The organism is Streptococcus sp. 2022WUSS083 (assembly GCF_044427155.1).
Taxonomy (GTDB): domain Bacteria; phylum Bacillota; class Bacilli; order Lactobacillales; family Streptococcaceae; genus Streptococcus; species Streptococcus hashimotonensis.
Genome location: NZ_JAOTGK010000003.1, coordinates 131,194 through 156,053, shown reverse-complemented (window position 1 = coordinate 156,053; position 24,860 = coordinate 131,194). Strand labels below are relative to the sequence as shown.

The 24,860-nt window shown below is 42.2% G+C and carries 26 protein-coding genes and 1 other annotated feature; of the genes, 4 read left to right on the top strand and 22 right to left on the bottom strand.

The annotated features are described in order from the left end of the window. Positions 1 to 16: 16 nt before the first annotated feature. The 8 genes from ODU41_RS04750 to ODU41_RS04715 form a co-directional block, all read right to left on the bottom strand. Positions 17 to 1,045 (bottom strand): DNA glycosylase AlkZ-like family protein, encoded by a 1,029-nt coding sequence (locus ODU41_RS04750; protein ID WP_398578710.1) that lies wholly within the window; start codon positions 1,043 to 1,045, stop codon positions 17 to 19. 77 nt (positions 1,046 to 1,122) lie between these two features. Beyond that, on the bottom strand, positions 1,123 to 2,457 hold the full coding sequence (trmFO, locus tag ODU41_RS04745) for a methylenetetrahydrofolate--tRNA-(uracil(54)-C(5))-methyltransferase (FADH(2)-oxidizing) TrmFO (RefSeq protein ID WP_074391120.1): 1,335 nt from the start codon (positions 2,455 to 2,457) through the stop codon (positions 1,123 to 1,125). 195 nt (positions 2,458 to 2,652) lie between these two features. After that, positions 2,653 to 3,402 carry an HAD family hydrolase gene (locus tag ODU41_RS04740; RefSeq protein WP_257384420.1) on the bottom strand — a complete coding sequence of 250 codons (750 nt, stop codon included), beginning with the start codon at positions 3,400 to 3,402 and terminating at the stop codon, positions 2,653 to 2,655. A 124-nt stretch (positions 3,403 to 3,526) separates the two neighbouring features. After that, positions 3,527 to 3,892, bottom strand: a complete 366-nt coding sequence (rplL, locus tag ODU41_RS04735; protein WP_002936483.1) for a 50S ribosomal protein L7/L12 — start codon at positions 3,890 to 3,892, stop codon at positions 3,527 to 3,529. A 65-nt stretch (positions 3,893 to 3,957) separates the two neighbouring features. Beyond that, complete coding sequence (gene rplJ, locus ODU41_RS04730) at positions 3,958 to 4,452, bottom strand: 50S ribosomal protein L10 (RefSeq protein ID WP_002936486.1); 495 nt, start codon at positions 4,450 to 4,452, stop codon at positions 3,958 to 3,960. Positions 4,453 to 4,478: 26 nt separating this feature from the next. Then, positions 4,479 to 4,613, bottom strand: a sequence feature (ribosomal protein L10 leader region). 406 nt (positions 4,614 to 5,019) lie between these two features. Then, on the bottom strand, positions 5,020 to 7,113 hold the full coding sequence (gene topA, locus ODU41_RS04725) for a type I DNA topoisomerase (protein WP_105135470.1): 2,094 nt from the start codon (positions 7,111 to 7,113) through the stop codon (positions 5,020 to 5,022). A 92-nt stretch (positions 7,114 to 7,205) separates the two neighbouring features. Continuing rightward, positions 7,206 to 8,048: a DNA-processing protein DprA gene (gene dprA / locus ODU41_RS04720; RefSeq protein ID WP_398578709.1), complete on the bottom strand. Its 843-nt coding sequence runs from the start codon at positions 8,046 to 8,048 to the stop codon at positions 7,206 to 7,208. A 60-nt stretch (positions 8,049 to 8,108) separates the two neighbouring features. Next, a complete protein-coding gene (locus tag ODU41_RS04715) occupies positions 8,109 to 8,666 on the bottom strand; it encodes a sugar O-acetyltransferase (RefSeq protein ID WP_074391053.1) in 558 nt (185 codons plus the stop codon). A 129-nt stretch (positions 8,667 to 8,795) separates the two neighbouring features. Here ODU41_RS04715 and ODU41_RS04710 point away from each other — a divergent pair, with 129 nt between their 5' ends. The 3 genes from ODU41_RS04710 (at position 8,796) to ODU41_RS04700 (ending at position 10,395) form a co-directional block, all read left to right on the top strand. Then, positions 8,796 to 9,107, top strand: coding sequence for a rhodanese-like domain-containing protein (locus tag ODU41_RS04710; protein WP_074391054.1), 312 nt, complete (start codon positions 8,796 to 8,798; stop codon positions 9,105 to 9,107). Between the two features lie 96 nt (positions 9,108 to 9,203). Beyond that, positions 9,204 to 9,755 carry a DUF1836 domain-containing protein gene (locus ODU41_RS04705; protein ID WP_398578708.1) on the top strand — a complete coding sequence of 184 codons (552 nt, stop codon included), beginning with the start codon at positions 9,204 to 9,206 and terminating at the stop codon, positions 9,753 to 9,755. Beyond that, the gene (locus ODU41_RS04700; RefSeq protein ID WP_398578707.1) at positions 9,745 to 10,395 is read left to right on the top strand and encodes a hemolysin III family protein; all 651 of its coding nucleotides are present in this window, start codon (positions 9,745 to 9,747) and stop codon (positions 10,393 to 10,395) included. Before ODU41_RS04705 ends, ODU41_RS04700 begins: the two co-directional genes overlap by 11 nt. 32 nt (positions 10,396 to 10,427) lie before the next feature. Here ODU41_RS04700 and ODU41_RS04695 read toward each other — a convergent pair whose 3' ends face one another. The 14 genes from ODU41_RS04695 to ODU41_RS04630 form a co-directional block, all read right to left on the bottom strand. After that, entirely contained in the window at positions 10,428 to 11,438 is a 1,011-nt protein-coding gene (locus tag ODU41_RS04695; RefSeq protein ID WP_398578706.1) for a YdcF family protein, read from the bottom strand. A gap of 2 nt (positions 11,439 to 11,440) precedes the next feature. Beyond that, complete coding sequence (locus tag ODU41_RS04690; protein ID WP_398578705.1) at positions 11,441 to 12,214, bottom strand: ribonuclease HII; 774 nt, start codon at positions 12,212 to 12,214, stop codon at positions 11,441 to 11,443. After that, positions 12,201 to 13,052, bottom strand: a complete 852-nt coding sequence (gene ylqF / locus ODU41_RS04685) for a ribosome biogenesis GTPase YlqF (protein ID WP_398578704.1) — start codon at positions 13,050 to 13,052, stop codon at positions 12,201 to 12,203. Before ylqF ends, ODU41_RS04690 begins: the two co-directional genes overlap by 14 nt. A 99-nt stretch (positions 13,053 to 13,151) precedes the next feature. Continuing rightward, the gene (locus ODU41_RS04680; protein ID WP_002936504.1) at positions 13,152 to 13,640 is read right to left on the bottom strand and encodes a YkgJ family cysteine cluster protein; all 489 of its coding nucleotides are present in this window, start codon (positions 13,638 to 13,640) and stop codon (positions 13,152 to 13,154) included. Between the two features lie 333 nt (positions 13,641 to 13,973). After that, on the bottom strand, positions 13,974 to 14,648 hold the full coding sequence (locus ODU41_RS04675) for a nucleoside triphosphate pyrophosphatase (RefSeq protein WP_074391058.1): 675 nt from the start codon (positions 14,646 to 14,648) through the stop codon (positions 13,974 to 13,976). Positions 14,649 to 14,699: 51 nt separating this feature from the next. Then, the gene (nt5e, locus tag ODU41_RS04670) at positions 14,700 to 16,814 is read right to left on the bottom strand and encodes a cell surface ecto-5'-nucleotidase Nt5e (RefSeq protein ID WP_032532402.1); all 2,115 of its coding nucleotides are present in this window, start codon (positions 16,812 to 16,814) and stop codon (positions 14,700 to 14,702) included. 130 nt (positions 16,815 to 16,944) lie between these two features. After that, complete coding sequence (locus ODU41_RS04665; protein WP_074391059.1) at positions 16,945 to 18,216, bottom strand: dihydroorotase; 1,272 nt, start codon at positions 18,214 to 18,216, stop codon at positions 16,945 to 16,947. Between the two features lie 39 nt (positions 18,217 to 18,255). Continuing rightward, positions 18,256 to 18,909, bottom strand: a complete 654-nt coding sequence (locus ODU41_RS04660; RefSeq protein ID WP_044677273.1) for a uracil-DNA glycosylase — start codon at positions 18,907 to 18,909, stop codon at positions 18,256 to 18,258. A 9-nt stretch (positions 18,910 to 18,918) separates the two neighbouring features. Then, positions 18,919 to 19,845, bottom strand: a complete 927-nt coding sequence (locus ODU41_RS04655) for a glycosyltransferase family 2 protein (RefSeq protein WP_398578703.1) — start codon at positions 19,843 to 19,845, stop codon at positions 18,919 to 18,921. Positions 19,846 to 19,953: 108 nt separating this feature from the next. Then, the gene (gene pyrE, locus ODU41_RS04650) at positions 19,954 to 20,586 is read right to left on the bottom strand and encodes an orotate phosphoribosyltransferase (RefSeq protein ID WP_014637891.1); all 633 of its coding nucleotides are present in this window, start codon (positions 20,584 to 20,586) and stop codon (positions 19,954 to 19,956) included. Positions 20,587 to 20,723: 137 nt separating this feature from the next. Beyond that, a complete protein-coding gene (locus ODU41_RS04645) occupies positions 20,724 to 21,050 on the bottom strand; it encodes an inorganic diphosphatase (protein WP_015646807.1) in 327 nt (108 codons plus the stop codon). Continuing rightward, on the bottom strand, positions 21,043 to 21,738 hold the full coding sequence (pyrF, locus tag ODU41_RS04640) for an orotidine-5'-phosphate decarboxylase (protein ID WP_398578702.1): 696 nt from the start codon (positions 21,736 to 21,738) through the stop codon (positions 21,043 to 21,045). The genes ODU41_RS04645 and pyrF overlap by 8 nt, the downstream gene beginning before the upstream one ends. Positions 21,739 to 21,902: 164 nt before the next feature. After that, the gene (locus ODU41_RS04635) at positions 21,903 to 22,844 is read right to left on the bottom strand and encodes a dihydroorotate dehydrogenase (protein WP_170239698.1); all 942 of its coding nucleotides are present in this window, start codon (positions 22,842 to 22,844) and stop codon (positions 21,903 to 21,905) included. Between the two features lie 9 nt (positions 22,845 to 22,853). After that, positions 22,854 to 23,666 (bottom strand): dihydroorotate dehydrogenase electron transfer subunit, encoded by an 813-nt coding sequence (locus ODU41_RS04630; RefSeq protein WP_212752470.1) that lies wholly within the window; start codon positions 23,664 to 23,666, stop codon positions 22,854 to 22,856. 174 nt (positions 23,667 to 23,840) lie between these two features. Between ODU41_RS04630 and ODU41_RS04625 the strand changes: the two genes are divergently transcribed. Then, the gene (locus tag ODU41_RS04625) at positions 23,841 to 24,752 is read left to right on the top strand and encodes a LysR family transcriptional regulator (RefSeq protein WP_012775137.1); all 912 of its coding nucleotides are present in this window, start codon (positions 23,841 to 23,843) and stop codon (positions 24,750 to 24,752) included. Positions 24,753 to 24,860: the final 108 nt, after the last annotated feature.

The following is a 24,860-nucleotide window of genomic DNA, read 5'->3' as shown; positions in this document are numbered from 1 at the left end:
TATTTCATTATTCTGGTTATCCGAACAATTTTTGCTCAGTTTTTAAGCGTTCCTCGTAGACTCGACGGTAACGTTCCAGTTCTTTCAGTTCACGACTGGTCAGATTTTCAAATATAGCCAATTCAATCCTGTCCTTATCACGTCGCCAGGTCGCAACCAGTCGTCCCTTGTAGAAAACAACGGGTTTGACAATGCCTGTCAGCGTATATATCTGGCGGATAAACTTGGGATCAAAGAAAGGATTGGCTTTCTTTTCATAGCCTAGTAAAAGTTGGTCAAAACCTGCCACGAAGAGGCAATCAGGCAATTCAGCTTCTTCTAATTCTCCAAGATAAAAGCGTTCTTCTCCTGCTACCTCAACGGTTTTTAAATCTAATTGCTTCATCCATTTTAGGACCGTAAATTTATTTTCCTTGAAATAATAACGAGCATCCGCTAAACTGACTGGCCCAAAACCTGCAAAATACCGTCGAGCGATTTCCAGCTCTGCTTTTTCCCGCGAAAGTGGCTGAAAGTCTGTCAGGCGATGAAAACGTTTGGCACCGTACTCTTGATAGACTTCCCCACGCTCGACCATGTAGCGAAAAAGGCCGCCCCAGGCATTAAAGACCTGCTTCTCCTCCTCCTGCGTCATCTTTTCCGAACGGCAAAGGGCCTTGAGTTCCTCGCGGGTCATAGGACCTTGCTCAAGTGCTTCTAAAATCAGCTGGTGGTACTTCTGCTTTGTCTGCGGGCTAAACCCATCTCGTCCTTCTGTCCTCAGGTAGTCGGTGCTGGCCAGCCGCCCCTCGTGGATATAGAGAGGAATTTCTGACTTGAGATAGGCATGAACCGTTCGCCGAATGGACCACTGGCGTGTCAACTCCTCCTGCCATCTACCCTCATGAAAATCATCCACTGACATACGGTTCCGAAATCCGAAATGAACATAAGGCTGGAACTGAGCCTGCAAGCCATTGAGATTTTGGCAAATCTGCTGGACGGACTGAGATGCCAGTAAGCCCTGTTTCTTCAAGATAATTCCCTTCCAAGTATCGTGGTGCATCGTATTTCTCCTCCGCTTTTCTAACCCTAGTATATCACAAAAGACACCCGAAGGTGTCTGATGATAGTCTAAATATCTTAGTAACCCAAAAACTCTTCCAAGTCCTTGAGGGAACGCTCTGCTATTGCCTCATAACGCTCCTTCTTGTCGCGGATACGCGGTCCGTCCAGCTCCTTGATGATACCAAAGTTGACATTCATAGGCTGGAAGTGCTTGCTTTCGGTGTGGGTGATGTAGAATGGCAGAGCTCCGATGGCTGTGGTCTGTGGGAAGATGACTGGCTCTTCGCCACGGAAACGGCGAACAGCGTTGATTCCAGCCACCAAGCCAGAGGCAGCAGACTCGACATAGCCTTCTACTCCTGTCATTTGACCTGCAAAGAAAAGATTAGGATTTTTCTTGGTCGCAAAGGTCTGTTCCAATAAGTTTGGCGAATCCATGTAGGAATTGCGGTGCATAACGCCGTAGCGGACAAACTCAGCATTTTCAAGTCCTGGAATCATCTGGAAGACCCGCTTCTGCTCCCCCCACTTGAGATGGGTCTGGAAGCCAACAATATTGTAAAGGCTACCTGCTGCGTTATCCTGACGGAGCTGGACAACTGCGTACGGTGTCTTGTATTCGCCGTCACGAGGTCCCTTGTAGTCTTCTGGGTATTCCAGACCAACTGGCTTCATTGGGCCATAGAGCATGGTTTTGATGCCACGTTTGGCCATGACCTCAATGGGCATACAGCCTTCAAAGTATTTTTCTTTTTCAAAGGAGTTAAGCGGTGCTTCTTCGGCTGAAATCAAGGCCTCATAGAAAGCGGTGAACTGCTCCTTGTTCATCGGTGCATTGAGATAGGCAGCCTCTCCCTTGTCGTAACGGGACTTGAGATAAACCAAGTCCATGTTAATGGTCGAGCTGTCCACAATCGGTGCTGCCGCATCGTAGAAGTAAAAACCGTCGCCACCGTTGAGGGCGTGAATCTTCTCCGCCAAGGCGTCAGACGTCAAAGGCCCCGTCGCGATAACTGTAATAGCATCTTCAGGAATCTCTGTAATCTCGCCACGAATGACCTCAATTAGCGGGTGGTTGTGAATCTCATCTGTGACTGCTTGAGAGAAATTTTCACGGTCCATGGCCATAGCACCGCCAGCAGGCACACGGTGAGCCTCACCAGCTCGCATTATAATGGAATCCAAACGACGCATTTCTTCCTTGAGCAGACCAACAGCGTTGGTCAAACTATCGCCGCGGAATGAGTTGGAACAAACCAACTCAGCAAACTTGTCCGTCTTGTGCTGAGGGGTCGGTTTGACACCTCGCATCTCGTAAAGTTTGACAGGAATGCCACGTTTGGCAATCTGATAAGCAGCTTCTGAGCCAGCCAAGCCAGCTCCGATAACATTAATGTGGGTTTGAGACATGAAACTAATACCTCTAGCCAGAAGATCTGACTACTGTTTGGGAATACCCCAAAACAGAACCTTTCTAAATTTTATACCTATCTAGTATACCAGAAAATGGCTAGAAAAGACAAAACTACCTTCATTGAAATGAAAGTAGCTCCGATTTTTTACATAATATATTTTATGTATATCATTTGCTATTCTATAGCTTATTTACAATAGCTCCGCTATATCTCCAACAACCTCAAAGTTCCAACCAAGTCTCCTATAAGAGTCGATTTCTTCCTGACTATACGGGAAAGTATTCAGCAAAATGGAATCCATTCCCAATTCATGAGCAATAGCTATATCGGATGTCAAATCATTACCAATCATAACCGTTTCCTCAACATCAAGATTATTTTCCTCTAAAACCAGTTGAAGAAATGCTGGTTCAGGCTTCTTCATCTTAAAGTCGGAAGAGATATAAATTTTTTCCATCAAATCAGCACAACCTGTCTGTTCAATTTCTGCCTGAGTAAAAATTCGTTGAGCATTGGAGAGAATAAATAATCGCACTTCTCTATCCTTTAATGTCTGTAGACTAGTTAGAGTATTTTCATAAGCCTCTAACTTTTCACGTGAAAGTACGCGGAAAATCGCGGCTACTACTTGTCCAAAAGTCTCTAAATCAGTCGGTTTATTGGTACTTTGGTTTTCATTTGGTACATCCGTTAATAGACGAATGAAGATTGTTTCTAAATCAATTTCGACATACTGATAACTCACTGTTTCCGCGAGAGATCTCTCCGCCTCTTCTACAAAACGATGATAGGCATTTTTCAACTGGCGCGGCCGATAGGAACAACCAAAAGCATTGTAAATCTGTGTTAGCTGATTCCAGACCTCTAGTTTATTTTCATCTGTACGAATATCAACCAATGTACCATAAAAATCGAAGATATAGTTTTTGTAACTTTTCATGTCTTTCTCCTAATCTTTAGACAGCATTTTTTATATTATACCCCACAACGAAAACGTTTGCAACAATAGAACGAAAAAACCTACCACATTAAGTGATAGGTTTTTATTTTGATTGGAAACTCTATTATTTAAGAGTAACTGAAGCGCCTGCTTCTTCCAATTTAGCTTTGATTTCTTCAGCTTCTGCAGTTGCAACGCCTTCTTTAACCATAGCTGGTGCACCGTCAACAAGCTCTTTAGCTTCTTTAAGACCAAGACCAGTGATTTCACGTACAACTTTGATAACGCCAACTTTTTTGTCGCCAGCAGATGTCAATTCAACGTCGAATGAATCTTTAGCTTCTTCAGCAGCACCACCAGCTGCAGCAACAGCTACAGGAGCAGCTGCAGTTACACCAAATTCTTCTTCGATAGCTTTAACAAGGTCGTTAAGCTCAAGGATAGTAGCTTCTTTAATTTCAGCAATAATGTTTTCAATGTTCAATGCCATTGTGATTTTCCTCCAATTTAGGTTTTTAAATAGTTTGTAGCACTAAGCAGCTACGCTCTGACGCATTAAGCTGCGTCTTCTTTTTCTGCAACAGCTTTGACAGCGTATGCAACGTTGCGAACTGGCGCTTGAAGTACAGAAAGCAACATAGAAAGCATGCCTTCGCGGTTTGGCAATGTAGCAAGTGCTTCGATTTCTTCTTTAGAAGAAACTTTACCTTCTACAGCTCCACCTTTGATTTCAAGAGCATCAGCAGTTTTCGCGAAATCGTAAATTGTTTTAGCTGGAGCAACTGCATCATTTGAGAATGCAACTGCAGATGGACCTACAAACAATTCTGCAAGCCCTTCAAGACCAGCTTGCTCAGCAGCACGACGCAAGATTGAGTTTTTGATAACTTTGTACTCAACTTCTGCACCACGCAAGTTACGACGAAGAACTGTATCTTGTTCTACTGTCAAACCACGAGCGTCTACAACAACGATAGATGTTGCAGCTTTCATTTGCTCAGCAACGGCATTTACTAATTCCGCTTTTTTAGCGATAATAGCTTCACTCATTTTTTTACCTCCGTTTTTATTTTGGGCTAGGCACAAAAAAATCGCACCTAAACCTAGACACGAAAGTACAAATACGTTTATCTCAATAATCGTTTTGTGCCTCGGTAGGATGTTTATGAGTCCAGCTCCCCTACTGTCTTAGGTCAGTTTTTTCAAACCTCAATTATCATAACACAGTATTTTCAATAATGCAAGACTTTTATCCTATTTTTTTAAACATTTTTTCAAACATTTTTTCAAACTGGTATTGCCGTTTAGTTCGCTTCAGTTGTAGAGGTCAGACTTGGAATGTGAAACACGAGTTGCTGTGATTTGCTTCGCAAATCCTATCTCCAACCTTTTTAGCTCGATTTTTTCATTTCTAAACTCAGGCTGAAACAGTTCACTGAACAATTTTACTCCACCGGCCTGTTAAACCCAATCAACCACTGCTCTGAGATGTTGACACTAACCTTGAGAAGTGATGATGGACTTTTTACCCAGCTTCTCGCTTGTCGAAGTAAGCTAAGATAAACTAACATGACTATAAAAAACAACTGCCATTCCCTTGAGAATAGCAGTTTAATCTTATTTAATCTTGTCTTCTTCGTAGTCACCATTTGGACAGACAACTTGTTTACCACCACCACGAACTTTTTTCTCAACGAGATAGTGGTCGCATTTCGGACAAGAACGTCCGACTGGCTTGTCCCAAGAAGTAAATTCACACTCTGGGTAGCGATCGCAACCATAGAAAAGACGATTGCGTTTGCTCTTGCGTTCAATCACCTGACCTTTTTGGCAAACCGGACAAGTCACACCGATTTCTTTAGTGATTTGCTTGGTATTGCGGCAATCAGGGAAATTGCTACATGCATAGAATTTTCCAAAGCGACCTAACTTGATGACCATTTCATGACCACAAACATCACAGTCAAAGCCAGCTGGTTCATCCTTAATTTGGATTTTTTCCATCTGTTCTTCTGCCTTAGATAATTCTACCTTGAATGGCTGATAGAAACCGTCAATGACCTTCTGCCACTGCTCTTTCCCGATTTCTACATCATCCAATTTTTGTTCCATATCGGCTGTAAATTTGACATTGACAATATCTGGGAAGAACTCAACAATCAGCTTATTAACGATTTCTCCGAGTTCAGTTGGTTCGAATCGCTTAGCCGCAAGCTTAACATAGTAACGTTTTTGAATGGTTTCAATTGTTGGTGCATAGGTTGACGGGCGACCTACACCATTCTCTTCTAATGTTTTAATTAAGGTTGCTTCAGAGTAGCGAGCTGGTGGCTGAGTAAAGTGTTGTTCTGGATTTGTTGACGCGCGTACCACCGTGTCACCTTGTTCCATATCTGGCAACATTTTATTTTTATCAGCGTCGTTATAGACCGCCATATAACCATCGAATTTTACTTGGCTACCATTAGCAGCAAAGACAATACCATTTTGACCCAAACGAACACTCATGGTATCAAAAACTGCTGCAGCCATCTGACTTGCGACAAAACGATTCCAAATCAGTGTATATAGTCGTAATTGGTCCTTGTCCAGATATTTTGCAATTGATTCAGGTGTTAAGTTAACATTTGATGGACGAATGGCTTCGTGGGCATCTTGTGCACCACTGGCATTTTTTACTTTGTTACCATGCTTTGAATAGGTAGCACCAAAACGCTCCGTGATAAAGTCAGCAGCTTGTGCTTGTGCAACAGGGCTAATACGTGTTGAATCCGTACGCATATAGGTGATCAAACCTTGGGTACCACCTGCGCCAAGACTGACACCCTCATAAAGTTGTTGGGCAACCATCATGGTTTTACGAGTACGGAAATTGATTTTATTAGCCGCATCCATCTGCATAGTAGAAGTTGTGTAAGGCAGAGGTGCATTTCGTTTGCGTTCCTTACGCTCAACCTGTTCTACTAAGAAATCATCTCCATCAAGTCGGGCAAGAATTTCTTTAACCTGCTCATTGTTTTCAATTTTAGTTTTCTTTCCATCTATACCGTAGAATGAAGCCTGGAATTTCTTGCTCCCCTTTTTGAAGGTTGCATCAATTGTCCAATATTCTTCTGGTTTGAAATTGCTGATTTCATTTTCACGGTCGATTATTAATTTGAGAGCAACCGATTGAACACGTCCTGCTGACAGACCTTTTTTGACTTTCTTCCATAAAATAGGTGAGATAGAGTATCCTACAATACGGTCTAAGACGCGTCGAGCTTGTTGGGCATCTACCAAGTCTAGGTTAATAGCACGTGGCTCCTGAAAGGCATTTTTTACTGCATCTTTTGTAATTTCATTAAAGACAACACGGTTTTTATCGTTTGCGTCCAATCCCAAAATGTGAGCCAAATGCCAAGAAATTGCTTCTCCTTCGCGGTCCGGGTCACTCGCGAGAAAGACTTGCTTAGCACTTTTTGCTTCTTTTTTCAAAGAATTGATGAGCGGTCCTTTTCCACGGATGTTGATGTACTCAGGTGCATAGTTGTTATCAAAGTCAATAGACATACTAGATTTCTTCAAATCTCGAATATGCCCGACTGAAGCAACGACCTTATAATTTTTACCAAGATATTTTTCGATTGTTTTTGCCTTAGCAGGCGACTCTACAATAACGAGATTTTTCTTGGTTGTTGTTTTTTTCTTACTAACTGTTTTTGTAGCCATTCTTATACCTTACAAATATTTTTAACCTCACAAAGAATATACTATTTTTCAGTCAGTGTCAAGATATTTATTTTCCTATAGGAAGACTTGTTTTAAAATTGATACTCAGAAATGATGTCCAAGCCTGATGTAACGCACTTTGCTCCCTCTTGAATCAGATGATGACAACCATCTGATTTTCCGTCCATAATGGAACCTGGAATAGCATAGACTTCTCTTCCTTCTTCCAAGGCACGTTCGCAGGTAATCAAGCTGCCAGACCGCATTTTTGCCTCGCAGACTACCAATCCTTCCACCAAACCAGCTATAATGCGATTGCGTTCTGGAAAATGGTATTTGAGTGGCTGAGCACCAGCTTCATACTCTGTCAGCACCAAATGGTGTTTTCCGATGTAGGTCTGTAATTCTCTATTTTCTTTGGGATAAATATTATCTAAACCTGTTCCAATTACAGCAATGGTTTGTCCACCATTTTTCAGGCTAGCAATATGAGCAGCTGTATCAATTCCTCTTGCCAAACCACTAACAATGACAAAACGATTGCTCAATTCTTTGATAATTTTCTGAACAGATTGGATACCATTTTTACTGGCATTTCGTGTACCAACAACTGCCAGCTTTGATTTTTCTAGCAATTCTAAATCCCCTTGATAAAACAAAAGTACAGGTGGATTGAAAATCTGTTTGAGCGCCAAAGGATAGATGTCATCTAAAATTGAAAATGATGGATACTTATTAAATTCCTCGCGACAGGCTTTTGTATCTAGCTTCTTATAATTTTCCATAAATAGCACTGGATTTTTACATTCAGACACTACAGCGACATTTCGCAAGGTCAATTTTTTACCGTGTTTTTCTTGATAGGCCAAAACTTTATTCACATTAAGATTGGTCAAACCTGCTTTTTTCCATTTAAACAATTCAAAATTATTCATTTTCTTCACCTCATTCTTATTGTTCGTAATGGAAAGAAAAAATTCTCCCAAATGGAAGAATTATTTTTGAGGTATTTCTTTGATAACACGCGCAGGATTTCCCGCTAAAACGACATTATCACCAAAAGACTTGGTTACAACAGAACCAGCACCAACAACGATATTGTCCCCCAAGGTCACGCCTGGTAAGATTGTCACACCACCACCAGCCCAGAAATTATCACCAATGGTAATAGGAGCCCCGTATTCCAAGCCAGAATTGCGTTCGTCAGGGTCCAAGGGATGCAAGGGAGTCAACAATTGCACATTGGGACCAAGCATGGCATTTTTCCCAATTCGTATCGGACAGACATCAAGCATAGTACAGTTGAAATTAGCATAAAAATCCTCTCCGACATGGATGTTACTTCCGTAATCACAGTAGAAATTTGGCTCCATGTAAATCCGCTCTCCTGTAGCTCCAAACCAGTTTTTCAAGATTTGAGAACGTATAGAGCCATCTAATTCATTATTGAAGTCCTGCATCTTTTGGCGAGCCAGCGTTCTCATTTGTCTAAGTTCTGGATCTGCTGCCATATAAAATTGCCCAGCTATCATCTTTTCTTTTTCAGTCAGCATACATCTGCTCCTTTTTTTCTTCTTAATACATATCTTAGGTTTTATTAATCTAAAAGTCAATCCTTCTTGACAAGTCCAGCTAAGATTTGGTATTGTTCTTATTAATTTAAACCAACGAAAGAGGGAATCATGCAAGAAAAACATGAACAAACTATAACTTTGACTGCTGCAGAATTGCTTGGGTTGATACAAACTGAATCGGTGCAATTACTAGACGTTCGTGACCCAGAAGAATATTCAGCTGGTCATATTGATGGTGCTATTAATTGTCCTATGGATAAGATTGCCGCATTGGATGGACCAGTCGACCAACACTATCTACTCATCTGTAAAAGTGGAAAACGTAGCAAGCTGGCCAGAGAAATCATGTCATCTAAGGGATATAAGGCAAATGATATTGCAGGTGGCATGGATGCTTGGGACGGATTGATTGTGAAATAAGGGTATTTCGGAAAGGAAGTACCCTTTTTCTTTACTTTATTTTTTAAAAATTATATAATCTAGTTATCGATACTAGATAAAAGGAAGTAGATAATCATGAAACAAACTATTCCCTACTGGCATGAATTACCTGATTTAGATTTATATTTGGACCAAGTTCTGCTCTATGTTAATCAAGTAGTCAATTCTCAGGAAAGCCTTGAACAGAAGAGTTTATACTCAATGAAAATCAACAGTAGCCTAGGAAACGAAGCTGATGATAGAACTGGGGTTCATCAAGGCAAGTTGACAACGGATAATGTTGATTTTCGAAGAGTATTAACAGCTGCCATGATTAATAACTACGTCAAGCACAAGCAACTCGAAAAACCAGTTAAGAAAAAATACCAGAAGCAGCAAGTGGCGCGCTTGATTGCCCTCACTATCTTAAAAAATGTCTTTTCCATTCAAGAAATCAGTCAGACCTTACATCTTCTTCTCCAATCGAGCAATTCAGAAACCTTATATAATCATTTTGTTGACTGCATGCGAAACGAGGAGAGCGATGAAACGCCTGAAATCATTCGTTATGCCTGCCAGTCTGTTAAACTATATTACAAAACCCGTCAACTCACTATGGAGTTAGAAAGGAGTCACCATGAATCCTAGTTTGAAATTAAGTCTAAAACTTTCCTTTTGTGAAGAAGTCGCAAATAGTGTCACACATGCTGTTGGGGCCTTGCTTATGCTGATTTTACTCCCTATTACTGCTATTCATTCTTTTCAAGACTACAACGTGACAGCGGTAGTCGGCATGTCCATTTTTGTCATCAGCCTTTTCCTCATGTTCCTATCCTCTTCCATCTACCACTCCATGCCCTATGCTTCTACTCACAAATACATCCTGAGGATTATTGACCATAGCATGATTTACATTGCCATCGCTGGAAGCTATACACCTGTTGCCCTTTCCTTGGTCGGTGGTTGGCTGGGTTATCTGATTGTAGGTTTGCAATGGGGATTGACTATTTTCGGTATACTCTATAAAATTTTTGCTAAAAAAATAAACGAAAAATTCAGCCTCTTCCTCTATCTTTTCATGGGCTGGTTGGTTGTCTTTATCTTGCCAGCCATTTTGCAAAAGACAGGACTTGTTTTCGGAATTTTGATGCTGGCTGGTGGATTATCTTATACTATTGGAGCCCTATTCTACGCCAAGAAAAAGCCCTACTTCCACATGATTTGGCATCTCTTTATCCTACTAGCTTCGGCACTGCAATACATCGCCATTGTCTACTTTATGTTATAAGAAAACAGCTTCTAGTCACCTAGAGGCTGTTTTTAATGCATTAAACTGATGATCACTCCGATCAGGTAAAGGGCTGACACGATGCTCAAAAAGACCAAATGCGCCTTTCGGCTCATGACTACATAGCCTACAAATTCCCGAATAAAGGCATTGAGGCTAAAGTAAAATCTGGTTTTTGCGCCGTAGCCGATACATTTGATTTTCAATTGTCGTGCCAATAGCAGAGCTCTGAAAACATGATAGTAATTAGTTACAAGTGCAAATCGACTGCCAGGTTTCATCAGGGCATAGGAAAATTTCAAATTTTCTTCTGTGTTGGTCGATTGGTTTTCGATGAGAATATCTTCAGCAGGCACTCCTTTCTCCAAGGCATAATTTGCCATAGCTTGACCTTCAGCTATGAGTTCATCAGGACCTTGTCCGCCTGACATGATGAGCTTACTGCCAGGCTGCTTCTGATAAATCGCTATGCCTTTGTCAATCCGCGAAGCCAAAAGTGGCGTTACCTTGTCACCAATCAAGCCAGCACCTAAGACCACTACATAATCAAGCTTGCCTGGGAAAAGATTGACCAAATTGACAAAGCTAGACGTGGTATAGAGCATGCTGATGATAATTGCATAAGACACTAAAAATCCAACATAGACAAACACCATGTTTAACAAACTAATACCAGACAGGGATTGAACCACAAAGGGAGCGATGAAGAGATAGAAAGTCAGGGCGACTGCCAGTCCCATGGATAGGAAATTATGGAAGAGAACCCCTTCTCTCTTCAAAATCTGAAAACCATTTAGATAAAGTGTGAAAAGCAAGACAAATGGACCACTTAACAAGGCTAAAAAGAGCACCATAGCCACTGCTATAGCCAGCAAGCGCAAGATTTCATTGTTTTCGAGAATGCCTGTTGAGATAATCCATGCTAAGGCCCAGACCAGGATGTTCAAAGCAAACAGTGAGATAAAAATCGACCGCCGCTCCCAGAAATAGACGAGAGCAAACAGACCGATAGCCGCTAAAAATAACCAGAAAAAGACTGTCAAGACTAGTTTCTCCCTGCTACCATAGACTTAATGGGCTCAAAGGTCTTACGGTGAATAGGCGTGATGCCTAACTTGTTCAAGCCTTCCAAATGCTCTGCCGTTCCATAGCCAGCATTCTTGGCAAAACCATAGCCAGCAAACTCCTTGTCATAGTCCGCCATCATCTTATCCCGCGTCACCTTTGCTACGATAGAGGCCGCTGCGATAGACAGGCTATTGGCATCTCCCTTGATGATGGAGGTTTGCGGAATTTTCGTGTCCAACTTCATAGCATCGATGAGCAGGTGGTCAGGTTTCTTGCTTAATTTCTCCAAAGCCTCTAACATGGCTAACTTGGTCGCCTCGTAGATGTTGACCTGATCGATGACAGCTGCATCTTTTATTCCCACACCGACTGCCACCGCCCGCTCCATGACTTCTTGGTAGATGACTTCATGCTTGGACTTGGGGATTTTCTTGGAGTCGTTGAGGTAGCGGATTTTGCACCCTTTAGGCAAGATAACCGCCGCAGCCACCACAGGACCTGCTAGAGGCCCTCGGCCGACTTCGTCGATACCAGCGATGAACTCCACCCCATTATCATAAAGGGCTCTTTCGTAAGATAGCATAGCTTCTAAGCGGGCATCTTCTGCTGCTTCTTTTTCCAGCTCCTTACGGCGTTTCTTGATGGCAGCCTGGACCCCTGCTCGATCATCCCGAGCTAAGTCTGCCCAGACAGGACTTTCCAGACTGTCCACCTGAGCCAGCAGAGCAGTCACTTCCTTAATCGTTGCCATCTAAGTCACTCACCCTATCTAATGTATAAGTACCCAAGCGACCGTCCCGAACGTCCTTGACAAAGAGGTTGTAAAAACGGTCATAATCATCACGGTAACCTAGTTTTCTTGTCCAGTCCATGATGAGTTCAGGCGTTTCCATCTCCAAATCCATGCCCTTGAATCGCTCTTGGAGGCGTTCTGGGTAATTGGCTTTGAAGTAGTCCAAACCAAAAATGGTCACTTCATCCATAGGCAAGAGTTGATCCTTGATAGCTCCTGTCAGAGCCAACTTGAGCCCGACTTCTTGGTCCTCAAATTTAGGCCAGAGAATACCTGGTGTATCAAGGATTTCAAGATCTTTATTGGACTTGAGCCACTGTTGTCCCTTGGTCACACCTGGTTTGTTGCCGACGACGGCGATTTTCTTACCTGCCAGACGGTTCATGAGGGTGGATTTGCCTGCGTTTGGAATACCGATAATCATGGTCCGCAAGGTTTCTTTTTGAATACCTCTCTCGCGGAGGCGTTCAATCTTCTCTTTCATCAGACTCTTGGCTGCGTCGGTCACCTTTTTCACCGTCGCTTGTTCCTTTGAGTTGATGGCAAGGGTACGGATGCCCTGACCTTCAAAGTAGCTCTGCCATTCTTTTGTACGAACAGGGTCAGCCAAATCGACCTTGTTGAGAATCATGAGCTTGGGCTTGTCGCCGACAATCTTAGTCAACATGGGGTTTTGGCTGGATAGGGGCAGACGGGCATCGACCAAAATGGTCACGAAATCAACGTGCTTGATGTTCTCCTGCACCTGCCTGCGAGCTTTTGACATGTGGCCCGGAAACCATTGAATTGTTGCCATGGGGTCCTCCTAAATATGATTCATTGAAAAAAGCCGTAAAAACGGCTTGTTTTTTTATTATTATAGCAGAAAATCAATATTTTGTCTTTCTTGTTCCTCTTAAATTCTCTCCCGTAACTTTTCGACAAAGAGATAGGCTGCGGGACAAATCAGAGTATTTTTTATTGTTAAATTGTTGATTTGATAAATCTTCTTGCGGTCAGTATGCGGAAATTCTCGACAGGCTTTGGGACGAGCATCATAGATACTACATAGATTATCGCCTCCAAGGAAGGGACAGGGCATGGATTGAAATACCTTATCTCCGTCCTCATCCACACGCAAGTACATGTCCTCAAAAACTGGAAGTTTCATGCGCAAATGCTTAGCAATTCGGGTAATATCTGCTTCTGTAAAGAGCGGTCCCAACGTTTTACAACAGTTGGCACACTCTGTACAGTCGATTTCAGAAAATACTTCGGCATGAATATCTTGAACAATTCTATCCAAATTTTTAGGTGCTTTTTTCTTCAAATTTGCTAGAAATTTTCGATGTTCTCCTTGCTTCTGCTGGGCCAATTGCTTGTATCTTTCAATGTCGACGGTCATAAACTCTCCTTTTCGACCATTATTATACCACAAACTAGCTATTAAGCTCTGCTATTTTTCAAAATGCTGAGCTAAATTATAGCATCACTTAATAAGGTTAGTGTCAACATCTCAGCGCAGTGGTTGATTGGGTTTAACAGTCCAGTGGACTGTTAAAGGTTGGAGATAAGATTTGCGAAGCAAATCTCAGCAATTCGCGTTTCACACTCCAAATCTGACCGTTACGACTGTTGCGAACAAAGTTCGCTCTATCTCCAACCTCAAACTGTCTCCCAGACAGTTTGAGCTGTGCGGGGGTGGGAGTGAAACAGTCTGGGAATAGACTGTTTCAGCTCAACAACTAGAAATAAAGACTTGTTTGACGAACTCTTTTTTCCCACTCCCAAAAATCCTGCGGGAAACTTCGGCTACAGGTAGACCAATAATGGTGTGAACATCCCCAGAAATACCTGCTACAAAGCGTGGGTCAAGCTCCTGAATACCGTAGGCACCGGCCTTATCCAGCGGCTGCTTTTCACGGATATAGGACTGAATCGCTTCTTCCAAGGCTGGATAATAGTCCACAAAATCAATCTGTGCAACCGTATAAAAAACATCCAGTGAGTGACTTGTCCGTAGGCAGACAGATGTTACAACGTGATGGCTCTTTCCAAAATAGGAACGTAACATGGTTTCAGCTTCTGTCAAATCTTGAGGTTTGTTAAAAATTTTCCCATCTGACACGACGATTGTATCCGCAGAAATGTAGAGATGGCCAGTTACCAAATCCATGTCCGATTTGGCTTTGGAAATTTCACAACAGGTTTTTGCAGCTCGAGTGAGAAAATCATCTGTAGCGAATTGTTTCATAAAATGTTCCTCGATACCACGCTCATCCACTTCAACTGATGCGATTTGTGGTTGTAAAAATCCCAATAATTGTTTACGACGTGGGGAGTTGCTAAGCAGAACATAAGAACTAATCTGCTCACGATCCCCCTCTTTTTGATATTGAAATACAGTTTGCATGTTTCCTCCAGTCAAAAACAGAGTCCGAAGACCCTGTTTTCAGATGATTGATTAATTTTCTTTTCTACGACCTACTGCCATGGCCAGTCCTGCAAGACCTAAACCAAACAGGCTGAGCGTCAGATTCATCTGATCACCAGTATTTGGCAAGACTCCTGCTTTTGTAGTTTTTACTGGACTTGCTACTTCTGGTTTTTTATCTCCTACTTTCGGAGAATCAACTGGGACCTTCTTGTCCGTTGCTGAAGTATTTTGTACTTGATTAGATGGTGAATCCGTATTTTCAGCTGGAACAGTTTCTGGATTTGAGGCTGGATTTTCTGGATCAGTATCCAATAAAATTTCGATAAAGTCTGGGTAGCCATCTTCATCCGTATCAATGCTTGAATTTACAGGAATGATACGTGAATATGGGTTGACAACCTCATAAGCTGATAAGTCAGCTGTCTTTAGGTATTCAGCAAAGACGCTGTCCATCGAAGGACCTTCTTCACGTGCTCCGCCAAGCATTGTGTAGCCATCACCACCAGCAGCAAGGAAGTCATTTGTTGCTAAATAGTACGTTTTTTCAAGATCCAAGGCGTCATATTCGCCAGTCTCTGGATTAAGAATACCGATAAGAAGAACACGTTCTTCTACAGGAAGCGTTGGATCGTAGAATACATTTGCTCCTGAAATGTGTAGGAATCCACCACTTGCTTCAAAGAGCGGCATACCATTTTCATCTAAAAGCATCTCGCCAGTTTCTGGATTCACTTGCAATGTAGATGATAAAGACTTGGTAAACATATCATAAATTTGTTGACCAGTCACAGTGATTTGAGAAACAATGTTACCAAATGGCAAGACTGCAATAATATCACCTTTTGTAACAGGCTGATCTTTAGCAATTGTTGCACGTAGACCACCACCGTTAGTCACAGCAAGGCTAGTTTTGTTTGAAAATCCTGTTTGACCATAGGCATAGATTGCATCTGTCACTGCATTCCCCAAGTTGGTTTCACGAACACGCACGTTTGAGCGGTCTCCGTTTAATTCCACTGGGTTATTTTCAATAACTACTTGAGCATTTTCAGCTTCATATTTTGCTTTAATTTCATCAACCAAGGCTGCGATTTTAGCATTTGGCGTCACATTTTTAGTATCCGCGGCAGAAATCAAACTAGCTTCACCCAATAATTTATCGGATTTCAAGGTTACTTTACCGATATTGTTCAAGTAAGAGCCTGTTTGATTATAAGTAACATTATCTCCATAGGTAGTCGCTTCTACCGTGTGGGAATGACCGTCGATAACAATAACACGTTTACCAGCTAATTTACTATTTTTAGAAAGTGCTTCAGCAAGAGTTGAGCCTCTCCATTCAACAGGCGTTGTAGAATCGACACCTAGGTGAGCTAGAATGATATAGTTCTTGTAAACACGATTATCTGCTAGAGCACGTGCTTCCACTTCGTCAATCACTTTATTGACTTCTGTGACTGGGTCGGTAAATGTTACTCCCTCAACATTTTTCGGATGGGTTTTTGTTGCAGTTTCAGGTGTTGTTACACCGATAACTACAAATTCATCACCTACAACAGTTGGAGTTTTATCGACGATAGTTGAAGCTTCAAAAACACGAGCGCCATTAACGTAAGTGTTAGCACTCAATAGCGGGAAGTTCAAAGTTTCCTTGTACTTGATTGCTTGATCCATCCCAAAGTCAAATTCATGGTTACCAACAGCCATTGCATCATAGCCGACTTGGTTCATGATATTGGCGCGGTCTTCACCTTTTGTAGAGTTGGAAATTGGAAGTCCTTGGAAGGCATCACCAGCATCTACTACAATTGTATTCTCTACTTTGGCACGTTCTTCTTCAATGACTGCCGCAGCCTTAGCGTCACCGATGACATTCTTTTCTTCAAGAATGCGACCGTGAACGTCGTTTGTGTGGATAATGACTGCCTCTACTGTTTCTTCTGCAGCAGGGACAACAGTTTCCTCCGTTGCTACGTTTTCAACTGACGTTGCTGGTACCGTAGCAGTTGCATCAGTCGTTGCTGGCTGATTGGTTGTGGTAGCTGCAGTCGTTGTCTCAGCAGCTTGTACTTGTTGAGCTAAAACAAATGGAGCCAACAAGAGTGTGGACATTACAGGCAACAAGATTTTTTTCTTTTTCATAAATAGACCTTTCTTCGGCATTTTTTATATCTCTATTATACACTTTTTAACAAAAAACAAAAACTTTAAAATCGCTCACATGCCAAAAAGGTTCGAAATAAGCGAATTAGCTATCTAATCCGCTCATTTCCTATTTACCAAATACTATTTGTCCATTTGCAATGGTGTAAAGGACCTGTCCTTTCAGACTATCACCAACAAACGGAGAATTAGCAGACTTCGAGGCAAAATCCGCTGTGACCAACCGATTTGCATTTGGGTCAAAAATAACAAGATCAGCTGGGCCATTTTCAACAAGATAGCCAGCATCAAGACCATAGAGCTTGGCTGGATTAATTGTCATTTTCTCCAGCAATTGCACGAGTGTCAGATGCCCTTCTTCTACCAAGTGAGTCAGGCCAAGCGAAAGCGAGGTTTCCAAGCCTGTCATTCCTGATGGGGCCTTTGTGAGATCTTCTACATTTTTTTCATCCGCGTGATGAGGAGCATGGTCCGTCGCAATGACAGAGATAACACCAGATTTCAACCCATCAATCACAGCCAAGCGATCACTTTCTAATCGTAGTGGAGGGTTCATCTTAGCATTGGCACCTTTTGTTAGAAGTAAGTCCTCAGTTCGTGAAAAATGTTGGGGTGCTACTTCTGCCGTGACGTTTGCTCCGAGACCTTGAACAAATTCAACCACCTTGACCGACTCGGCTTTGGATAGATGCTGGATATGAACACGCGCACCCGTTTCATAGGCAATCATGACATCGCGAGCGACCATGCTGTATTCTGCTACGCCTGTTGCTCCACAAACATGAAAATGTTTTTCAGCTACTTGCTCGTTGAGTCCCAAAACGCCATTCAGGTCAGGGTCTTCTTCATGCAGGCTGATGAGACAGCCCTGCTCTTTGGCTAATTTCATAGCTTTTCTAACCACGCAAGCATTTGTCAAAGGAATACCGTCGTCCGAAAAGGCCACCGCTCCAGCTTCTAGCAAAGCAGGAAAATCGGTCAGGTTTTGCCCATCGAAATGATCTGTAATGGTTGCCACACTATAAATGTGAATAGCTTCTTTTTTAGCGGAATCCAATACTTCTTTTAAGGTTTCAACATTTGAAATCGTCGGACTAGTATTAGCCATCATGACAACAGAAGTAAAACCACCCGCTGCTGCAGAAAGAGCTCCTGTATGAATATCTTCTTTATGGGTCTGACCAGGCTCCCGAAAATGCACATGAACATCAACCAAACCAGGAGCAACGACTAATCCTGTCGCATCAATCACTTCTTGCTCAACATCTTCTGAAATCGACTCCGCGATCTTAACAATCTTACTTCCGTCCATCAAGATGTCGCAAACCTTGTCTAAACCGGATTGCGGATCCAATACTCGACCATTTTTCACTAATAACATTCATATTCTCCTTTGTAGTACCAAAGCCATTACCATCTATTATCGCAGCCAATCAATTCCTGTTCTGCCTTGTGAAGTCAAGTAGGCATTTGCTTGTGAGAAGGGCTTGCTTCCAAAGAAACCTCGATAGGCTGAAAGAGGGCTTGGATGAGCAGATTCGATAACCAGATGTTTTGGGTTGGTTATCAACGCTTTTTTCTTGCGAGCATAAGCACCCCAAAGAATATAGACAACAGGCTGGTCTAAGCTATTGACCACCTTAATAACAGCGTCCGTAAAAGGCTCCCAGATTTGCCCTGCATGTCCATTTGCCTGACCTGCTGGCACAGTTAAACAAGCATTGAGCAAAAGCACACCTTGTTCCGCCCATGCTGTCAAATCATGATCTTGTTTGGCGCCAATATCATCCGTCAATTCTTTTAAGATGTTTTGAAGAGATGGCGGAGCTGGTACCGAGTTCGGAACAGAAAATGACAAGCCCTGTGCCTGACCAGGTCCGTGATAGGGATCCTGTCCCAAAATAACTACTTTAACCTCTTCCAAATCCGTTGTTTGAATGGCAGCAAATACCTTCTCACGAGGCGGATAAACGGTTCCAACAGCATAAACATGATCTAAAAACTGATTAATTTTACCAAAATAATGCTCTGGCAACTGTGCCTTTATCAATTCGTGCCAAGCTGAATGTTCCATAAACTGCTCCTAGTTTGAACTTTTCTCTTTAACAATATAAATCGGACGTTTCTTCGTTTCCAAGAAAACTTTTGCCAAATATTTACCGAGAATACCAATGGTCATCAACTGCAGACCTCCCAAAAATAGGATGATACAAATAGTCGACGGCCAGCCAATTGTAGGATCTCCGAACACCAAGGTTTTGAGAACCACAAAAACCATTAGAACTAGCGACAACAGGAAGGTGAAAAAACCTGTATAGGAGGCAATATTCAAAGGTGTATCTGAAAAATTGATGATTCCTTCAATAGAATAAGAAAGCAATTTCCAGAAGGACCAACTAGTTTCGCCAGCGACCCTCTCAACATTTTCATATGGCAAGTATTCTGTTTCGAATCCTACCCAAGCAAAAATTCCTTTTGAAAAGCGATTGTATTCAGACACAGATAGAATGGCATCTACCATGTGACGACGCATGAGACGGAAATCACGGGCACCGTCTACTACCTCGACCTGGCTGATTTTATTCATCAATTTGTAGAATAATTTTGCAAAAAAGCTACGAATCGGTGGTTCACCATCACGACTGACACGACGGGTTCCAACGCAATCTAAATCTGGATTTCCATCCAACATAGCCTTCATTTCCATCAACATTTCAGGTGGATCTTGTAAATCAACATCCATAACAGTCACTAGCTCACCTTGCGCAGCTTGTAGACCTGCATAGAGAGCAGCTTCTTTCCCGAAATTCCTTGAAAAGGAAAGATAGCGAACAGCTCGGTCTTGACCAGACAATTGGCGTAAAACCGTTAATGTCCCATCCTTTGAACCATCATTGACAAAAATATACTCAAATTGTTCCCCCATCTCCTTACGAACTTTCTCCATAGCATCGTAAAAATAGGGAATTGCCTCTTCTTCATTAAAACAAGGCACGATAACTGAAATCATGTTCTTCTCCTCATACGGTCAATTATTGTATTCTCAAAATACGTTAGAGACTATTATACCATTTTACAGGATAAGTTCCCAGAAATCGTGCGTGAGCTCGTTTTAAATCTAGTCTTCTTGCCAAGTTTCTTGATTTTGACGGAACTTTTTAAGCAGATTCAAACCATCTGCATTGATATATCCCTGTACTTTTGCGACCTTGATTAACTCTGAATAATTGCTAAGCGTCACCAACTTCACGCCAGCATTATCAAAATTACGATCTGCCTTTGGCAATTCATAGGTAAAGATTGCCACAACACCAATAACGTCAGCGCCTTCACGCTCAGCTGCTGCTACGGCATCTAGAACAGATCCTCCAGTAGAAATCAGGTCTTCAACGACAACCATTTTTTGTCCCTTGACGATGCGACCCTCTAATTGATTCCCTGCACCATGGTCTTTGGGTTTGCTACGGATATAAGCAAATGGCAAATTCATCCGATCTGCAATGATAGCACCATGAGGAATACCTGCTGTGGCAGTTCCGGCAATCACCTCAACCTCAGGAAATTCTTCTTCAATGCGTTGGACAAAGCCATCTTCAATCAAATTTCGAGTTTCAGGATAAGATAGTGTAATACGATTATCTGTATAGATAGGGGATTTGATACCTGATGCCCATGTAAATGGCTTTTCTGGACGCAGATGAACTGCCTTAATATCCAATAAGTGTGATGCGATTTCTGTTGCTAGTGTCATAATAGACCTCCTTCTAAATGCGTACCATTCCAACATGACCATCCCGCCGAATAGCCTGTCACTCCTAAAGTATTGGTTCAATCTATGAACCCTACAAAAAACTATATTTATCCCCGTTGAATTCCTACAGACTTCTCCTAGTCCACCATTTCAATCCATGAATCAAAATACTGTTCAATGAAATTGGTTTTCTCTTTTATTTCTGTCACGGTAAGTTTTTCATCAAGGCCTGTCAGAACCCACTTATCCTCAACATCATCTCTGCGATGAATAATCGCGACCAATTTCCCCTCGAAAGCTGTCAAGGGCTGCCGAACAGCTTTGGAAATGATGTAAACATCTTGCTCTTCACCATCTCCAGCCAATAGATTTGGAACATAGCCGTAATTGATTGGATACTGGTTGCCAAATTTATCAATATACCCGAGAGGTCTATCGATTATAATCTGATAAATCTTATCCACGATTCCACTCCTCTTTAATAGACAAATAGGTCTGGTAAGGATGTTCTGATTTTGTAATCGGGCGACCTACCACAATGTAATCACTACCGATTCGAGTAGCATCTGCTGGTGTCATAACTCGTTTTTGATCACCTACTTCACCACCAGTCGGACGAATCCCTGGCGTCAGGCACACAAAATCAGAACTTGTAGCATCTTTAATCAAAACCACCTCATGCGCTGAACAAACCACCCCATCAAGACCAGCTTCTTGTGCTCTTTGAGCATAGTGAACAACTGCTTCCTGCAAACTAGTCTGTATATTCTGGTCCGTTCTCATCTGCTCCTCTGAGGTAGAGGTCAACTGAGTGACCGCTATTAAAACAGCATCCTCACCCAATCCCCTTCGTGCTGCCCGCATCATCTCAACACCACCAGCAGCGTGAACGTTGGTCATATCCACACCGAGTTTTGCCAAGACTTTCATAGCAGACTCGACGGTATTAGGAATATCATGCAGTTTCAAATCTAGAAAAATACTGTGACCGCAGCCTTTCAAATAATTGATAATACCTGGTCCCTCCGCATAATACAACTCCATTCCAACCTTTACATAGAGTTTCTCATCTGGTGGGAACTGTTCCAAAAAAGACTGGACTTCTTCTTTACCTGCAAAGTCAAGGGCAATAATTGGTCTTGTTTCTTTCATAAAATCCTTTCATTTACACAAAAATCCCTGCCAAATCGGTCAGGGATGTGCACGAATTCAGCTTGAAAATCACCTTTCAAGCATATTACATGACACCTTCCTAGCCTCTCTGGACTTAGTTAAAGGAGATATTTTCTTTATATTACTCTTTTATTTTACCTTTGTCAACGCTTACCCAAGCTATGTCTAATTTCTCGGCGTAAACCTTCCAAACTATCAATACCATAAACTTCCATGCGTTTTGGCAAGTCTTGAATAATCTTTGGACAAGCAAATGGGTCTGTAAAGTTGGCTGTTCCTACCCCTACAGCTGAAGCTCCTGCAACCATCATCTCTATAGCCTTGTCCGCCGTATCCACACCACCCATACCAATAATCGGTAAATCAGTCATCTGAGCAACCTGACGAATGAGTTTGAGAGCAACCGGAAAAACTGCTGGACCTGACATTCCTCCTGTACCATTTGCCAAGATTGGTTGTCGAGTTTTGAGATTGAATCGCATACCAACCAAGGTATTTATCATCGTCAAGCCAGTCGCTCCAGCATCCTCAGCAGCCTTGGCCAACAGGGTTATGTCTGCCACACTTGGTGTCAGCTTAACGTAAACAGGTACAGATGAGGCTTCGACTGCTGCTTTTACTGCTTGATAGGCTAATTCTGGTACCTGACCAATTAGCAAACCATTGTTGCCATGGTCCACATTGGGACAGGAAATGTTCAGCTCGATAGCTTTTACGTTTGGAGCCTTTGAAATTTTCCCTGATACATAGGCATATTCCTCATTGGAAAAGCCAGCTACATTGGCAATGATGGGCAAATCTGGGAAATGTTTCTCTAACCATGGTAATTTTTCGGATAAGACCGCCTCAACACCCGGATTTTGAAGTCCAATGGCATTGAGCATACCTGCTGGTGTCTCGGCTACACGGGGAGTCGCATTGCCATAACGAGGATGACGGGTAGTCGCCTTAATCATAATGGATCCAAGCTGGTTAAGGTCATAATAATCTGCATACTCCTGACCAAAACCGAAGCAACCAGAGGCTGGAATGATGGGATTTTTCAAGTCCAAGCCTGGTAAGGAAATCGCTAATCGTTTTGTCATTTCAACCTCCTATAAAATCAGACTACCAGTTGCAAAGACTGGACCTTCCTTGCAGACACGCTTGTTCTCGTGTTCTTGTCCCTCTTTGGGTTTGACAACACAGGCATAGCACGCCCCCATCCCGCAAGCCATCCTAGCCTCCAGTGAAATGTAGGCATGAGGATGTTCCTGAAAGCGTTGATCAACATAGTTCATCATAGCTGGCGCCCCACATGAGTAAATGGCTGCAAACTCGTTTGTCAGCTCTTCAACGACCGTTGCGACATTCCCCTTACGCCCATAGGAACCATCATCCGTTGTGACATAAACTTGACCATACTTAGCTAATTCCTCTTCCAAAATGACGACTTCTTTGGTGGCAAAGCCAATGACTGACGTGACATTGACACCACGGAGCGCAGCCTGTTTGGCCACTTCCACCAAGGGAGGAACACCGATTCCTCCGCCAATGAGGAGAATGCGGTCACCTGCTTTAAGAAAGTCTACTTCAAATCCTTTCCCAAGCGGTCCCATAACATCCAAATACTGCCCAACAGTCATTTTCGAAAAGACTTCCGTCCCTTGACCTTCCACTCGGTAAATAATCCGACATTGAGACTTATTCCGATCAATCTCGGAAATAGAAATCGGTCTCCGCAAGAGCATGGAATCATCCGGCACACGAATATGGATAAATTGCCCCATTTTCATATCTTGGACCATATCACCCTGCAAGGTCATAGCAAAAATTCGTGGTGCTAGTTGGACTTGGTCCACCAGTAACATCTGTTCTTTTAAAATCATCTTTTCTCCTATTCTATATAACAATGACACAGAAAACAAGAAAGTCGATATAGAGAAAAAACCTTGCTGGCTAGCAAGGTTACACGAAAAGAAGGCAGTATTTGCCCTATTTATCACGTTCCCTTCTTCGCCTCTCTGGACTCAGTTAAAGGATATATTTTCAGCATTATACATTTTTTAGAATAATTTGTCAAATCATGTTACAATAGAGGTATGAGAATCCAACAATTATACTATATTATCAAAATTGCAGAAACAGGCAGTATGAATGAGGCTGCCAAACAACTCTTCATTACCCAACCCAGCCTTTCCAACGCTGTAAGAGACCTGGAAAAAGAAATGAAAATTAAAATCTTTTTCCGTAATTCTAAGGGCATTACCCTGACAAAGGATGGCATGGAGTTTCTTTCCTACGCTCGTCAAATTGTTGAGCAGACCGAACTATTGGAAGATCGCTATAAAAATCCTAATGCAAAACGCCAACTCTTCAGCGTATCTTCCCAACACTATGCCTTTGTGGTTAACGCCTTTGTCTCGCTTTTGAAAGAAACTGAGATGGAGGATTACGAACTATTCCTACGTGAAACACGGACCTGGGAAATCATTGATGACGTTAAGAATTTCCGCTCAGAAATCGGAGTGCTTTTCCTCAACCATTTCAACCGTGATGTCCTGCTGAAACTTTTGGATGACAATCGACTATCCTATACAACTCTCTTCACTGCCAAACCACATGTATTTGTCAGCAAAACCAATCCTTTGGCACAAAGAAAGTCAATCACTCTCGATGATTTGGTAGATTTCCCCTATCTCAGCTACGAGCAAGGTATTCACAACTCCTTCTACTTTGCAGAAGAAATTCTAGCCCAGGAACACCATAAAAAATCGATTGTCGTATCTGACCGTGCCACACTCTTCAATCTCTTAATCGGTCTAGATGGCTATACAATCGCAACAGGTATCCTTAATTCAAATCTTAACGGAGATAATATTGTATCAATTCCTCTAGAATTTGATGATGAAATCGAATTGGTCTATATTCAACACGAAAAGGCATTGCTGTCCGACATGGGAGAAAAATTCATCAATTACCTACTTGAAGAGGTAAAATTTGACCAAAAATAAATACAATTTTATATAGACAAACAAAATACAATATGTTATGATACATTTATGAAAGACGTTGAAAAGAAAAATGAAAATAATTCACTTTTCTTTGAGGAAACGCTTTCA

Bases quoted from the DNA above. Each gene is read 5' to 3' on its own strand.
- ODU41_RS04750 (WP_398578710.1), bottom strand. From the start codon at position 1,045: ATGCACCACGATACTTGGAAGGGAATTATCTTGAAGAAACAGGGCTTA.
- trmFO (WP_074391120.1), bottom strand. From the start codon at position 2,457: ATGTCTCAAACCCACATTAATGTTATCGGAGCTGGCTTGGCTGGCTCA.
- ODU41_RS04740 (WP_257384420.1), bottom strand. From the start codon at position 3,402: ATGAAAAGTTACAAAAACTATATCTTCGATTTTTATGGTACATTGGTT.
- rplL (WP_002936483.1), bottom strand. From the start codon at position 3,892: ATGGCATTGAACATTGAAAACATTATTGCTGAAATTAAAGAAGCTACT.
- rplJ (WP_002936486.1), bottom strand. From the start codon at position 4,452: ATGAGTGAAGCTATTATCGCTAAAAAAGCGGAATTAGTAAATGCCGTT.
- topA (WP_105135470.1), bottom strand. From the start codon at position 7,113: ATGGCTACAAAAACAGTTAGTAAGAAAAAAACAACAACCAAGAAAAAT.
- dprA (WP_398578709.1), bottom strand. From the start codon at position 8,048: ATGAATAATTTTGAATTGTTTAAATGGAAAAAAGCAGGTTTGACCAAT.
- ODU41_RS04715 (WP_074391053.1), bottom strand. From the start codon at position 8,666: ATGCTGACTGAAAAAGAAAAGATGATAGCTGGGCAATTTTATATGGCA.
- ODU41_RS04710 (WP_074391054.1), top strand. From the start codon at position 8,796: ATGCAAGAAAAACATGAACAAACTATAACTTTGACTGCTGCAGAATTG.
- ODU41_RS04705 (WP_398578708.1), top strand. From the start codon at position 9,204: ATGAAACAAACTATTCCCTACTGGCATGAATTACCTGATTTAGATTTA.
- ODU41_RS04700 (WP_398578707.1), top strand. From the start codon at position 9,745: ATGAATCCTAGTTTGAAATTAAGTCTAAAACTTTCCTTTTGTGAAGAA.
- ODU41_RS04690 (WP_398578705.1), bottom strand. From the start codon at position 12,214: ATGGCAACGATTAAGGAAGTGACTGCTCTGCTGGCTCAGGTGGACAGT.
- ylqF (WP_398578704.1), bottom strand. From the start codon at position 13,052: ATGGCAACAATTCAATGGTTTCCGGGCCACATGTCAAAAGCTCGCAGG.
- ODU41_RS04680 (WP_002936504.1), bottom strand. From the start codon at position 13,640: ATGACCGTCGACATTGAAAGATACAAGCAATTGGCCCAGCAGAAGCAA.
- ODU41_RS04675 (WP_074391058.1), bottom strand. From the start codon at position 14,648: ATGCAAACTGTATTTCAATATCAAAAAGAGGGGGATCGTGAGCAGATT.
- nt5e (WP_032532402.1), bottom strand. From the start codon at position 16,814: ATGAAAAAGAAAAAAATCTTGTTGCCTGTAATGTCCACACTCTTGTTG.
- ODU41_RS04665 (WP_074391059.1), bottom strand. From the start codon at position 18,216: ATGTTATTAGTGAAAAATGGTCGAGTATTGGATCCGCAATCCGGTTTA.
- ODU41_RS04660 (WP_044677273.1), bottom strand. From the start codon at position 18,909: ATGGAACATTCAGCTTGGCACGAATTGATAAAGGCACAGTTGCCAGAG.
- ODU41_RS04655 (WP_398578703.1), bottom strand. From the start codon at position 19,845: ATGATTTCAGTTATCGTGCCTTGTTTTAATGAAGAAGAGGCAATTCCC.
- pyrE (WP_014637891.1), bottom strand. From the start codon at position 20,586: ATGACACTAGCAACAGAAATCGCATCACACTTATTGGATATTAAGGCA.
- pyrF (WP_398578702.1), bottom strand. From the start codon at position 21,738: ATGAAAGAAACAAGACCAATTATTGCCCTTGACTTTGCAGGTAAAGAA.
- ODU41_RS04635 (WP_170239698.1), bottom strand. From the start codon at position 22,844: ATGACAAAACGATTAGCGATTTCCTTACCAGGCTTGGACTTGAAAAAT.
- ODU41_RS04625 (WP_012775137.1), top strand. From the start codon at position 23,841: ATGAGAATCCAACAATTATACTATATTATCAAAATTGCAGAAACAGGC.